Genomic DNA, 13,541 nt, shown 5'->3' on the forward strand with positions numbered 1-13,541 from the left:
AGACATTAATGAACGAGTTAGTACTATCTGAACAACATGTTCAAGACTTGTTAGATACCATCTTTGATAGTTTACCGGAACTCTTCAAGCCATTTTTAAAAGAAAATCAGCTGAATCAAATATCAAAAGCGGCATAATAATCGGTACCAAGTCAATGACACCAAGGGTCAAAGGCTATTTTTTAACTGCAAAACTTGAGTAATCAAGCTACCTAACACAGACAGCATAATGCTGTCACAGCGACCATGTATGTATTATACTTTATTATGTTATTACACACAATGATAATGATACAAAAGGCGCAGTGTAGGGTTATAATCAATTCTGCAGTGCGCCTTATTTATTTCCTTTCAAAAATATCTTTGAAAGGAGTTTTGTATTATGAATCGAAAAGAGGAAAAAGAGTCTAGGATTTTATCGATAACGGGTCAATCTACTTATCTTTATCAGGAAGCCCCCTCCATAAGACTGCATGGCAAATGGTTGGGGAAGTTAGGCTTTAGGATAGGAGAAAAGGTTTTAGTGGAAGAAGGGTACAGACATTTGACGATATCAGTCATTACCCCTGAAGAAGAAATAGTACAACAGAAATCAGTAGGAAATAAGAAGCGAAAATAGTGTGAAGAGAGGCTTGGGTAATATGCCCGGCCTTTTTACATGTGGAGGCATTCCCCTTAAAAGAAAACACAGAGATTGTTAAACTCAATAATTTGAAATCAACGATTATCTATGCCGGTCAAAAACTAAAAATCCCTAACTAAGTATGATGCCCTTGGAGGTTTAAAACTTCCTTGGGCATTTTTTTATTAAACCGTCAGATTTATGTATCTCCTGAGGCTACCAGGTAGAGGGCAACAAATAAAAGCGCCCTTCAGAAAGAGGTGATGGAAATGAAGCACAATCTAAAAATTAGTGTTTCAAAGAAACCACAGACAGGTGGAATTGTTACTTACCGTAACTTTTCCGTGAGGGAGCGCATCCTTCGATTCCTTCTTGGGGGAAAACAGCGTGTAACGATTGTAATCCCCGGAGACAGCATCGAGGAACTCTCTATCTGTGAGATGACGAAAGGAGGAAATGACCTTGAGCAAAATAAAGTTACTGCTTGATGTGGTAAATGATATGCGAAGTCTTGCTGGTAGCATACAAGCGGTTTGTGAGGCAATGGCAGATAGCGATTCTGATCCAAAAGAAGCACCTAACACAAAGACAGAAAAAGCAAATGAGCCGGATATTTCGCTGGAAAAAGTGAGAATGGTACTTGCCGAAAAAAGTCAGCTTGGCTTTACCGCTGAAGTGCGGGGCATCATCGGGAAGTATGGTGCTGACAAGTTAAGTGCTGTTGATAAGGCTTATTATGCTGACATCTTGAAAGATGCGGAGGTTCTTGGCAATGGGTAATCATGCAATATTATCTGCATCTTCATCACACAGATGGCTTCATTGTTTACCGTCTGCAAGGCTGGAGCTTGAGTTTGAAAACACAAATGGAGAAGCAGCAAAAGAAGGTACAGCAGCCCATGCCCTCTCTGAACACAAGCTAAAAAAGGCACTTCGAATCAGAAGTAAGAGGCCTACATCAGAGTATGATTCAGATGAAATGGAAGAATGCACCGATGCCTACGTTGACTTCATCATGGAGCAGGTAGAACTTGCAAGAAAGTCCTGTACAGATCCTATCGTTCTTATTGAACAACGTCTTGACTTCTCTTGTTATGTTCCAGATGGTTTTGGGACAGGAGATTGTGTGATCATCTCAGATGATAGACTTCACATCGTAGATTTCAAATATGGTATGGGCGTGCTAGTGGATGCAGAGGACAATCCACAGATGAAACTGTATGCATTAGGCGCTTTAGAGATTTATGACAGCCTATACGACATCAAAGAAATATCAATGACCATTTTTCAACCACGAAGAGAAAATGTCAGCACATGGACTGTTCCGGTAGAAGAGCTTAAAGCCTGGGCAGAAGAGGAACTAAAACCAAAAGCCGCAAAAGCCTATCAAGGTGAAGGTGAATATATGCCTGGTCCGTGGTGTACTTTCTGCAGAGCATCCAGCAGATGTCGTGCTAGAGCTGATGAAAATCTGAAACTAGCACAGATGGAGTTTAAGATGCCACCGTTACTTACAGATAGTGAGATAGAAGAAGTTCTAACCATTCTTCCCGACCTTACCAAATGGGCGAATGAGATAACTGCTTATGCGACAGACGCTGCAGTCAATCACGGTAAAGAGTGGCATGGTTTTAAGGTTGTGGAAGGTCGATCTGTTCGAAAGTATAAAGATGAAAATGCAGTAGCAGAAAAAGCTGTCATCAGCGGATACAAGGACATTTATCGTAAGAGCCTCATCCCTATGACAGAGATGCAAAAATTGATGGGTAAAACCAAATTTGAGGAAATTCTAGGAAACCTCATTTATAAACCACCGGGCAAGCCGACTCTTGTCCCCAATTCGGATAAAAGACCGGCGATGAACGTAGCTGATGCAAAAAACGAATTTAACGAAATTATGGAGGGTTAATATTATGAGTAAAATCGAAAACAGAACTAAAGTTATTACAGGTGTAAACACAAGGCTTTCTTACTTTCACGGATGGGAGCCAGTATCCATCAACGGTGGCGCAGAAAAATACAGCGTATCTGTGCTTATTCCCAAAGACGATACAGAAACCATTAATGCTATAAATGCTGCAGTGGATGCAGCCATTGATGAAGGCATCGCTAAATTTGGTGGAAAGAAACCGAACAAAGCGGCAATTAAGCTGCCACTGCGTGACGGAGATGTAGAGCGTGATGACGAGGCTTATAAGGGGCATTATTTTATCAATGCCAATAGCAAAACTGCTCCACAGATTGTAGATAAAAGTGTTAAGCCAATCATGGATCGCAGCGAAGTGTACAGCGGTTGCTATGGTAGAGTTTCACTTAACTTCTACGCTTTCAACTCAAACGGTAATAAGGGTGTTGCTTGTGGTTTGGGTAATATTCAAAAAATTAAGGATGGAGAGCCACTTGGTGGAAAGACGTCTGCAGCAGATGATTTTTCAACGCTTGCAGATGATGACTTCCTTGCCTAAAAGAAAGGATCGATTGATGGTGGTGGAGGTACTTCCTCTGCCACCTATTTTTTAGATATGGAGGTAGGAAATGAAGAATCTTGAAATCGATATCGAAACCTACTCATCTATCAATTTACAAAAGAGCGGAGTTTATCGCTATGTGGAGGCAGATGATTTTGAAATAATTTTGTTTGGCTATTCTGTTGATGGTGGCGAAGTTAAGGTGATTGATTTAATGGCCGGTGAAAAGATACCTAGCGATATACTGGATGCCTTAACTGATGAAGATGTCACTAAGTGGGCATTTAACGCTCAGTTTGAACGTGTATGCCTTTCTCGTTACCTTGGATATCCTTTTGGATCTTATCTAAACCCTTCATCTTGGAAATGTTCAATGGTGTGGTCAGCCTATATGGGACTTCCCCTTTCTTTGGAAGGTGTGGGAGCCGTTCTTGGGCTTGAAAAGCAAAAACTTACGGAAGGGAAAGACCTTATCAGATATTTTTCTGTACCTTGTAATCCTACTAAAACGAATGGCGGTAGAACTCGTAATCTACCAAGTGATGAAATGGAAAAGTGGCAGAAGTTTGTAGCCTATAACAAGCGTGATGTTGAAACAGAAATGTTAATTCAGCAAAGACTTATAAAGTTTCCTGTGCCAGATGAAATATGGGATGAATATCTTCTCGACCAAGAAATCAATGACCGCGGCATTAAGGTAGACATGGATTTTGTAAAACAGGCGATTGCTACAGATGAGATTTCTCATACTAAGTTGATGAATCAGATGCAGGAAATAACAGAACTTGATAACCCAAACTCGGTACAGCAGATGAAAGGTTGGCTCGCTGAAAATGGTCTTGAGACAGACACTCTTGGCAAAAAGGCTGTGGCAGAACTATTAAAGGATGCACCGGATGACTTGTCTGAAGTTCTTAAACTCCGTCAGCAGCTTGCAAAATCGTCCGTTAAGAAATATACGGCAATGGAGAATGCTGTTTGTGCAGATTTACGTGCCAGAGGAATGTTCCAATTTTATGGTGCAAACAGAACCGGTCGCTTTGCAGGAAGGCTTGTGCAGTTACAAAATCTACCTCAGAACCATATGCCGGATTTAAAAGAGGCACGAGGCATAGTAAAGAGCGGTGATCATGAAACCCTTGAAATGCTCTACGAGGATATACCTGACACGCTCTCACAACTTATCCGCACAGCCTTTGTACCAAAAGAAGACAATAAGTTTATTGTTGCCGATTTTTCTGCTATTGAAGCTCGTGTGCTGTCTTGGCTTGCGGGTGAACAGTGGCGAAATGAAGTTTTCGCAAATGGCGGTGATATATATTGTGCATCGGCATCACAGATGTTTAGAGTCCCTGTTGAAAAGCATGGTGTAAATGCTCATTTAAGGCAGAAAGGTAAAATTGCAGAATTGGCACTTGGTTATGGTGGATCAGTGGGTGCTTTAAAGGCTATGGGAGCCTTAGAGATGGGAATTTTAGAAGAAGAACTAAAACCCCTTGTTAATGCCTGGAGGCAGGCCAATCCATACATCGTAAAATTCTGGTGGGATGTGGATAGAGAAGTTAAGAAATGCATTAAGGAAAAAAAGTCTCAAGAAGTTCAAAATATCAAGTTTCATTACATGAGTGGAATGCTGTTTATTGTTCTTCCTTCTGGCAGAAAGCTTGCCTATGTAAAGCCTCGTATTGGAGAAAATATCTTCGGAGGTGAATCAGTTACTTATGAGGGAGTTGGTGCTACAAAAAAATGGGAGCGGCTTGAAAGTTATGGACCCAAGTTTGTAGAAAACATTGTTCAAGCAATCTCCCGTGATATTTTAATGTATGCCATGCAGACACTTAGCACTTGCAGCATTGTGGCTCATGTACACGATGAAGTTATTATTGAGGCTGATCAAAGCCTGTCACTTGATATGGTATGCAAGCAGATGGGCAGAGTACCTCCCTGGGCAAAGGGACTGCTCCTTGATGCCGATGGCTATGAATGCGATTTTTATAAGAAAGATTAAAGAAAACATCAGATTTAACCTCCCGCCGTGGCTACCAGGTAGGAGGTGTTTTTTTATGAACATTATTGAAGTGAAAGATGGTTCTCCTATCAAGGGTGAGACAGAACCGATGTCAGAAGAACAGTTACAGAAAGAATATGACTTTTATATAGCTGAGAGTATTGTTGGCATGCTCTATAAAGAGGGCAAGATTACGCAAGATGAACTACACAAAATATCAGCATTAAACCGCCAGAAATTCTCTCCGAAGTTAGCCGAGATAATGCCCTGAAACACTTGCTATTATTGCCTTTTAGAGTGATATATGTAATAGCAGAAAGTGAGGTGAGATGATGAAAAAGATAACGAAAATAGATGAACTGCCCAAATCACAGTCATTAAAAAGCAAACTTCGAGTTGCCGCTTATGCAAGGGTTTCAACGGATAGTGATGACCAGCTGGTAAGCCTTAAAGCTCAGCGGGAACACTATGAAAACTATATTAAATCCAATCCAGAATGGGAGTTTGCCGGACTTTATTATGACGAAGGCATATCAGGCACCAAGAAGGAAAAACGACCTGAACTTCTCCGTATGATTCGTGATTGTGAAAGTAATAGGATTGATTTTATTATCACCAAATCCATCAGTCGTTTTGCACGAAATACCACGGATTGCCTAGAACTGGTAAGGCACCTAATGGATATCGGTGTTTATATTTATTTCGAGAAAGAAAATCTGAATACAGGTGATATGGAAAGTGAATTAATGCTTTCTATTTTATCTGGTTTTGCTGCTGAAGAGTCCGCGTCTATTTCACAGAACACAACATGGTCAATCAGTAAAAAATTTCAAAATGGCAGTTACATTATTGGCACTCCGCCATATGGCTATGCAAACATAAATGGTGAGATGGTTATTGTTCCTGAAGAAGCTGAAATAATCAAACGTATTTTTGCAGAGTGCCTTTCAGGGAAAGGTGGAAGTGTTATCGCAAAAGGCCTAAATAGAGACAAAATCCCTGCAAGAAGGGGCAATCATTGGAGTTCGGGTACGGTGATTGATATGCTCCGCAACGAAAAATACAAAGGTGATGTGCTTTTCCAAAAGACCTACACGGATAGCAACTTCAATCGACACATAAACAATGGAGAGAAAGATCAGTTTTACTGCAAGGATCATCATGAACCGATCATCAGCAGAGAAGTATTTTCCAAGGCTCAAAAGCTGATAACTCAAAGAGCAAAATCTATGAGCAAAACTACTAACAAGAAAGCTTATCAAAACAGGTATGTGCTAAGTGGCAGAATCCTATGTGGAGAGTGCGGCAGTAAATTCAAGAGAAGAACAAACTACTCTGTTGGCAGAAGTTATATTGCTTGGAGTTGCAAAGGACATATTGAAGACAAGGACAGCTGCTCCATGTTGTTTTTGCGTGATGGAGAGATAAAAGTAACATTCTCAACCATGATGAATAAGCTCGCATTCAGCAAAAAGCTAATACTGGAGCCACTTTATGATTCTATAAACAAGATTGATGAAGAATGCGATCTTGCAAGAATTGATGCTATAGATAAACGCATGGAGCAATTAACCGAAGAACGCAATACACTGATTGGTCTTATGACTAAAGGGTTTCTTGAACCAGCTCTTTTTAACAAGGAACGAAATGTTCTGGATAAAGAAATAAAAAATATTACTGCTGAGAAGACGAACCTAGTCATGTCATTTACAAGTGGCTCTTCTCAGGCAGACGAGGTAAAGGCACTTCTTGATTATGTGTCAGCAGATAAGTTTGATGGCAATTTTACAGATGAAGCTTTTGAAAAGTTTGTAGAAAACATCATTGTAAATTCAAGGGATGAACTAACCTTTAAAATGAAATGTGGACTTTCCCTTATAGAAAAGGTGGTGAGATAAATGGCATATGTACCATACGGATATACAGTTAAAGACGGAGTCATAACTGTCGATGAGAAGGCAGCAGGTCAAGTAAAGGAGTTCTTTGAAAAATACATTTCAGGACTTTCCCTTACAGTGGCTGGTGAACAGGCAGGTATTGAAAAGACGCATTCAGTGATGGGGCGTATTTTGAAAAATATCCTTTATCTCGGAAATGACGTATATCCAGCAATCATAGATAAAGAAACATTTGATAAGGCTGAAGAGATTAGAAATAAACGTGCGAAGGACTTAGGAAGGATTGTAGAGCTTGCAGCTTTTACTGCTCCCTCTCCTATAGAACGATTCAAGATGAGAAAATCAGAAGGTAAACTTCCAGCTGATCCCGTTACCAGAGCGGAGTATTTGTACAGTCTCATAGAAAGCGAGGTGTAATATGGCAGGAAAAAATATAACTGTAATTCCGGCACGAAAAAGAGTTGGAAGTACAGCCGCAAAAGAAAAAATAAAGAAACTGCGTGTCGCTGCCTATTGCCGTGTTTCTACAGAAACTGAAGAGCAGAATTTAAGCTATGAGGTACAGGTTGCACATTATACGGAATTTATAAAGAAAAATACTGAATGGGAGTTTGCAGGCATCTTTGCAGATGACGGCATTTCCGGTACTAACACTAAAAAACGAGAAGAGTTCAACCGTATGATTGAGGAGTGTATGGAGGGCAACATCGATTTAGTTATTACAAAGTCCATCAGTCGATTTGCCCGCAACACGCTGGATTGCTTAAAGTATATTAGACAGCTCAAGGAAAAGAACATAGCAGTGTATTTTGAAAAAGAGAACATCAACACAATGGATGCCAAGGGCGAGGTGCTACTTACCATTATGGCCTCTCTTGCACAGCAAGAAAGCCAGAGCCTTTCGCAGAACGTTAAACTCGGACTTCAATATCGCTACCAGCAAGGAAAGGTGCAGGTCAATCACAATCGATTTATGGGATACACAAAAGATGAAGAAGGCAACTTGATTATTGTTCCAGAAGAGGCTGAAATCATTAAACGTATTTACAGAGAGTACCTTGAGGGCAAAAGCCTAGTAGGCATTGGCAGGGATCTAGAGAAAGACGGTATATTAACAGCTGCAGGTAAACCAAGATGGAGACCGGAAACCATAAAGAAGATTCTTCTAAACGAGAAATACATCGGCGATGCCCTTTTGCAGAAGACTTTCACAGTGGATTTTCTTACAAAGAAAAGGGTGAAGAATGAAGGCCATGTCCCACAGTATTATGTTGAAAACAGCCATGAGGCTATCATACCAAAGGAACTTTTTTTACAGGCTCAGGAAGAGCTACATCGCAGAAGTAATATTTACACAGGTGCAGACAAAAATAAAAGAATTTATAGCAGTAAATACGCTTTGAGTACCATAACCTTCTGCGGAGATTGCGGGGACATTTACAGACGTGTCTATTGGAATATTCACGGTAGAAAAGAATTTGTTTGGCGATGCGTTACAAGAATTGAGCAAGGCCCTGAGGTGTGTAAGAACCGAACGGTAAAAGAAGCTGAATTATATGATGCAGTAATGACTGCCATTAACAGATTGCTTGCCGGTGGTGACAACATGATAAGAATACTGGAAGAGAATATACATGCGATAATCGGTGATACCACGGAATATAAGATTTTAGAGATTAACACCTTGCTTGAAGAAAAGCAGAAGGAACTAATCAGCCTTGCTAATAAGGGAAAAGATTTTGAATCCCTTGCAGATGAGATTGAAGAGTTACGTGAAAAGCGTCAGACCCTTCTTGTGGAAGATGCATCCTTAAGTGGTGAGAATGAGCGGATCAACGAACTGATAGAATTTATCCGCACCAACAAATATCGGACTTTATTATATGATGATACACTTGTAAGGAAGATCATCCAAAATGTTACGGTGTATGATGACCACTTTGTAATATGCTTTAAATCTGGCATTGAAATTAAAGTATGAAAAATGTACTCCAATAGCCCACGACTCTAGAGTAGAGTTGTGGGTTTTCTTTGGGTTATACAACCATGAAATATTGCTGAATCTATTGTATTCATCGACCAAATGGTTTATAATATTCTTAGCGTTACCTTGGAGGTGCTGTATGACTACGGCAGAAATGATTAAAGAACTGTGTGAGCAAATGAATATAAGCGTTTCCGAACTCGCTAGACGTATTGGACAGACTCCACAGAATTTCAATAAGAAATTAAAGCGGGAAACGGTAACCTTGGATGAGTTGAAAGCCATCGCTGATGTGCTAGGTGTCAAGTTTGTGCAGGCATTTATTTTACCTGATGGAGATGAAATAAAAATATCTAACGAATAAAGGAGGCGGTCTAATATGATGATTAGTCCGGAAAGTTATTATGAAGAGTATCTCAAAGGAAAAACAAAAGAAGAAATAATGACCGCCATCCGAGGACTTAAGCAAGAAATAGGCCATCTAAAAAACACAATGGAAAGTCTAGGCTAAGGCGATAATCTAATAAGAATTCCACATGAATTCACTTGCATTTACTAGACTCATGAATACTTGGAAATAAATAAACAAGTCCCAAAATATGTTATGAAAGGAGTATCTGAATGTCGAAGAAGGATTCCAAACAAGATATCAGGAAAAATTCTCATAATACTTCCTCACACATTCATCATCACAGACATGAGCCAAATTCAAAGAATTCATGTATCTGTGTTGTACCAATCTTTAATCATCTTGAAGCAGCGCAGATGGAAGAAATAATGAAAGTCATGAAGTCCATTTCATATAAAAAAGGTGAAGTGCTTTATCGAGAAGGAGATACATCTAATGTCTTATATGTTGTAAGTAAGGGTAAAATTAGAATCTACCGTTTATCTGAGTCTGGAAAAGAGCAATTATTGAGAATTTTAAATCCAGGAGATTTTACAGGAGAATTAGCTCTGTTTCGTGAATCAATCCATGAAGCGTATGCAGAAGCAATGATTGATACCGATGTATGTATGATTAGTAAAAATGACTTACAAGAATTTTTATTAAAGTACCCTACGATATCTTTGAAGATCTTAGCTGAGTTTTCTAACCGACTGGAAATATCAGAAAAACAAACAACTAGATTTGTCACCGAGAAAGTGGAGGCTAGATTAGCGTTGTTTCTTGGAGAGTGTACAGATGGCGGAGTTAGTCCAATAGAAATTGAATTACCGATGAGTAAAAAGGATTTAGCCTCTTATTTAGGAACGACACCAGAAACGATCAGTAGAACGTTGGCTGATTTTGAAGATGCAGGTTATATAAAGCAAAAAAGAAACAGAAAGATTGAGATTTTAGATTTAGATGGTTTGTTGCTGATATAGCAGATAATCTTAAAATAAAAAATAGAACAGTTGGCATTAAGTTAAAAATACTAACTGTTCTATTTTTCTGCGTAAAAAGAACAAACTTGATGTAGATCAAGTTAATATCTTTTAATCCCTTATATAATGTAATCAACCCAAAGAAAAAAGAAAGAAGGAAAAAGCATGTCGAAAAAATTAGATTTTAATCAAGTCAAGGAAACACATTTAAAAACATTAGCACAGTATGTACCAATTGTAGCAAGAGTTCATGGCGGCAATCATCCAGAATTTCACCAAGTTCGTGAAGTATATGATAAGCTTGCAAAAAAATTAAAAGATACAGGAAGGGGAAAACCTGATTTAGTAGATGAATTTGCAAAGTTACGTAAAATTACAGACAATTATACAGTTCCAGATGATGTTTGTGAAAGCTATGAAGCAGTATATAACCTGTTGGCAGAATTAGATAAAGCATATGAATCATAAAAGAAACAAGTGATACAATTAATAAAAATCATAATAGGAAGGAGTATGCATATGCAAAAATTAATTTTAGGAAGAAAGAATCATATTACAATAGTAAGTGCAATTTTAATAATAATTGCATATGTTAGTAAATTAGGATTTCAAAACGAACCTATAGCTATATGGTCACTAATAATTGCCTCTGTTTTAGGAGTTATACCGATTGCCATCCAAGCGTATCAAGCACTCAGAGTTAAAGTAGTCAGTATTGATGTGTTAGTGACCATTGCAGTCATTGGCGCGTTTCTAATTAGAAATTATGAGGAGTCAGCAATTGTTACCTTTTTATTTCTATTTGGAGCTTATCTAGAACAAAGAACACTGAATAAAACACGTTCTGCAATAAAAGAATTAACTGAAATGGCGCCTGAAGTTGCTCTAAAGCAACTGAAAAATGGTGAATTTGAAGAAGTCGCAATAGAAGAGGTTGATGTAGGTGATATTTTACTTGTTAAAACGGGTGCAAAAATTCCTGTTGACGGGACAGTTTTAACAGGAGAAGGGCACATTAATGAAGCAAGTATTACAGGTGAAGCCGTTCCAGTAAGCAAAAAGAAAGATTCAGGAGTATATGCGGGAACAATTTTAGAAAATGGAACACTGCAAATCACTGCTGACCGTGTAGGTGAAGACACTACTTTTGGTAAAATCATTGAGTTAGTGGAAGAAGCACAGGATTCAAAATCAGAGGCAGAACGCTTTATTGATAGATTCTCTAAATATTATACACCGGCTGTTTTAGTTCTCTCTTTTATTGTATGGCTCATTTCAAGGGATATTCAACTGGCAATTACGATATTAGTTTTAGGATGCCCAGGAGCATTAGTAATCGGTGTTCCCGTTTCAAATGTTGCGGGTATTGGTAATGGAGCACGTCATGGTGTTCTTCTAAAAGGCAGCGAGGTTATTAATGATTTTAGCAAACTAGATACCATGGTATTTGACAAAACGGGAACATTGACAATAGGAAATCCTAGAGTAGCTGATAAAGAAATTTATGCAGATAATGTAGATGACGTATTCGCTTATCTGTCAAGTGTTGAAAAGGAATCCGATCATCCATTAGCAAAAGCAGTTGTGGAATATATTGGAGATATAGAACCATTTAGAGTTGAAAAAACAGAGGTTGTAAAAGGCGGAGGAATTGTAGCACATGTAGAAGGCCATAGAGTTGCGGTCGGAAATGTTGCACTGATGAAGCAAGAAAATGTACATTTAAGTGAGAAAGTTCACGCAGATATTGCTAGATTTGAGGGAAATGGAAATTCATTAGTTTTAACATCAGTTGATGGTGAATTAAAGGTATTGTTAGGGATTCGTGATCAAATTCGTCCAGGTGTAAAAGAAAATCTTCAGAAGTTGAAAAAACTTGGTGTTAAAAATCTAGTCGTTCTTTCAGGTGATAATCAAGGAACAGTTGATTTAGTGTCGCGTGAACTAGGTTTTACAGAGGCCCGCGGGCACATGTTGCCGGAAGATAAATCAGCATATATTAAAGTACTGCAAGAAAGAGGTCAAATTGTTGCATTTGTTGGGGACGGAGTAAATGATAGTCCTTCACTAGCTCTAGCACAAATTGGAATTGCCATGGGAGGCGGAACAGATGTAGCCATAGAAACGTCAGATGTTGTTTTAATGAATTCAGATTTTAGTCTCTTGCCACATGCACTAGGTTTAACAAAAGCGACAGCTAATAACATGCGACAAAATATTTTTATTGCAGTTGGAGTTGTATTAGTCCTGCTAGCTAGCGTATTTTTTAGTGACTGGATGAATATGTCAATCGGAATGTTAGTACACGAAGCAAGCATATTAGTGGTCATTTTAAATGGCATGAGGTTGCTACGCTACAAACTATGAAAATAAACAACAAATTAAGCTGTTGATGCAAATCAATTTAATGATGATAATAATCGAGTATAATAAAATCGATATAAACTAAAGGAGAGAAGAAAATGCAAAAAGCAATGATTCAATTAGAAACATTAACATGTCCGTCTTGTATGCAAAAAATAGAGAATGGTGTGAAATCTTTGGACGGGGTAAGTAAAGAGAGTTTGAAAGTACTATTTAATTCAAGCAAGGTGAGGGTGGAATTTGACGATGAAAAAGTATCTATAAAAGACATTGAACATGTTATCGACAAATTAGGTTATGAAGTATTAAAATCCCAGGTCAAAAATATTTAAGTAACGAACCACTTAAGTTTGTATGGGAGATAGTGTTTTGGAAGCATTTTTTCCTAAGAACTGTATTAGAGGAGCTATGTAATAAATCCATACTTTGACTGATATGTTCTCACATACGAATTCCCTCTGTGGATATGTTTCCACAGAGGGAATTTTCGATAAAAGCATTTGAGCCAATATTTCTTGACAGCTATGAACTTGTCTCAAAACACATCGAGAGTGTAACGCTATTGACTAGAAAATAGTGAATCCTGAATTATTCATACCTCTAAATGTGGATAACTATTTCTATTAAACTCACTGCTTTTTTAGACATTTTTAAGTATTAACTGTCTATCATGCCACTTTATATCCTTCTCGATTAGATTGAAAACAAAAAGATGGAAAAAAGAGTATAAAGACCCCTTGGTCTTACAATCGTCAAAAAATTAATATGATCTTCTGGAGTAGCTAATGCAACAGAACCAGCTGTTGAATATTCTCCAATATTGTCCA

Annotated in this window: 16 protein-coding genes; all 16 read left to right on the top strand. The window is 38.4% G+C overall.

The window, feature by feature from the left end:
- The first annotated feature begins 381 nt into the window (after positions 1-381).
- The 16 genes from ACYQ2O_RS07080 to ACYQ2O_RS07155 all read left to right on the top strand — a co-directional run bounded on the left by ACYQ2O_RS07080 (position 382) and on the right by ACYQ2O_RS07155 (position 13,046).
- A complete protein-coding gene (locus ACYQ2O_RS07080; protein ID WP_346025179.1) occupies positions 382-618 on the top strand; it encodes a SymE family type I addiction module toxin in 237 nt (78 codons plus the stop codon).
- A 272-nt stretch (positions 619-890) separates the two neighbouring features.
- Positions 891-1,109, top strand: coding sequence for a hypothetical protein (locus ACYQ2O_RS07085; protein WP_069980594.1), 219 nt, complete (start codon positions 891-893; stop codon positions 1,107-1,109).
- The gene (locus ACYQ2O_RS07090) at positions 1,084-1,401 is read left to right on the top strand and encodes an rRNA biogenesis protein rrp5 (RefSeq protein WP_428830629.1); all 318 of its coding nucleotides are present in this window, start codon (positions 1,084-1,086) and stop codon (positions 1,399-1,401) included. The genes ACYQ2O_RS07085 and ACYQ2O_RS07090 overlap by 26 nt, the downstream gene beginning before the upstream one ends.
- Positions 1,394-2,530 (top strand): DUF2800 domain-containing protein, encoded by a 1,137-nt coding sequence (locus ACYQ2O_RS07095; protein WP_346025181.1) that lies wholly within the window; start codon positions 1,394-1,396, stop codon positions 2,528-2,530. Before ACYQ2O_RS07090 ends, ACYQ2O_RS07095 begins: the two co-directional genes overlap by 8 nt.
- 4 nt (positions 2,531-2,534) lie before the next feature.
- The gene (locus ACYQ2O_RS07100; RefSeq protein ID WP_346025182.1) at positions 2,535-3,086 is read left to right on the top strand and encodes a DUF2815 family protein; all 552 of its coding nucleotides are present in this window, start codon (positions 2,535-2,537) and stop codon (positions 3,084-3,086) included.
- Positions 3,087-3,156: 70 nt separating this feature from the next.
- Entirely contained in the window at positions 3,157-5,097 is a 1,941-nt protein-coding gene (locus tag ACYQ2O_RS07105; RefSeq protein WP_346025183.1) for a DNA polymerase, read from the top strand.
- A gap of 55 nt (positions 5,098-5,152) precedes the next feature.
- Complete coding sequence (locus ACYQ2O_RS07110) at positions 5,153-5,368, top strand: SHOCT domain-containing protein (protein ID WP_026478190.1); 216 nt, start codon at positions 5,153-5,155, stop codon at positions 5,366-5,368.
- Between the two features lie 61 nt (positions 5,369-5,429).
- Positions 5,430-6,995 (top strand): recombinase family protein, encoded by a 1,566-nt coding sequence (locus ACYQ2O_RS07115; RefSeq protein ID WP_346025184.1) that lies wholly within the window; start codon positions 5,430-5,432, stop codon positions 6,993-6,995.
- Complete coding sequence (locus ACYQ2O_RS07120) at positions 6,996-7,412, top strand: recombinase (RefSeq protein ID WP_346025185.1); 417 nt, start codon at positions 6,996-6,998, stop codon at positions 7,410-7,412. It begins immediately after the preceding gene.
- A 1-nt stretch (position 7,413) separates the two neighbouring features.
- Positions 7,414-8,976: a recombinase family protein gene (locus ACYQ2O_RS07125; RefSeq protein ID WP_346025186.1), complete on the top strand. Its 1,563-nt coding sequence runs from the start codon at positions 7,414-7,416 to the stop codon at positions 8,974-8,976.
- A gap of 142 nt (positions 8,977-9,118) precedes the next feature.
- Positions 9,119-9,343 carry a helix-turn-helix domain-containing protein gene (locus tag ACYQ2O_RS07130; protein WP_346025187.1) on the top strand — a complete coding sequence of 75 codons (225 nt, stop codon included), beginning with the start codon at positions 9,119-9,121 and terminating at the stop codon, positions 9,341-9,343.
- 15 nt (positions 9,344-9,358) lie between these two features.
- A complete protein-coding gene (locus tag ACYQ2O_RS07135) occupies positions 9,359-9,490 on the top strand; it encodes a hypothetical protein (RefSeq protein ID WP_346025188.1) in 132 nt (43 codons plus the stop codon).
- A gap of 110 nt (positions 9,491-9,600) precedes the next feature.
- Positions 9,601-10,350, top strand: coding sequence for a Crp/Fnr family transcriptional regulator (locus ACYQ2O_RS07140; protein WP_346025189.1), 750 nt, complete (start codon positions 9,601-9,603; stop codon positions 10,348-10,350).
- A gap of 165 nt (positions 10,351-10,515) precedes the next feature.
- Positions 10,516-10,818, top strand: coding sequence for an iron-sulfur cluster repair di-iron protein, ric (locus ACYQ2O_RS07145; protein WP_346025190.1), 303 nt, complete (start codon positions 10,516-10,518; stop codon positions 10,816-10,818).
- 51 nt (positions 10,819-10,869) lie between these two features.
- Positions 10,870-12,717, top strand: a complete 1,848-nt coding sequence (locus tag ACYQ2O_RS07150; protein ID WP_459796299.1) for a heavy metal translocating P-type ATPase — start codon at positions 10,870-10,872, stop codon at positions 12,715-12,717.
- 95 nt (positions 12,718-12,812) lie between these two features.
- Entirely contained in the window at positions 12,813-13,046 is a 234-nt protein-coding gene (locus ACYQ2O_RS07155) for a heavy-metal-associated domain-containing protein (RefSeq protein ID WP_346025192.1), read from the top strand.
- Positions 13,047-13,541 lie beyond the last annotated feature (495 nt).

The sequence above is a fragment of the Alkalibacterium sp. m-11 genome (genome assembly GCF_054658155.1).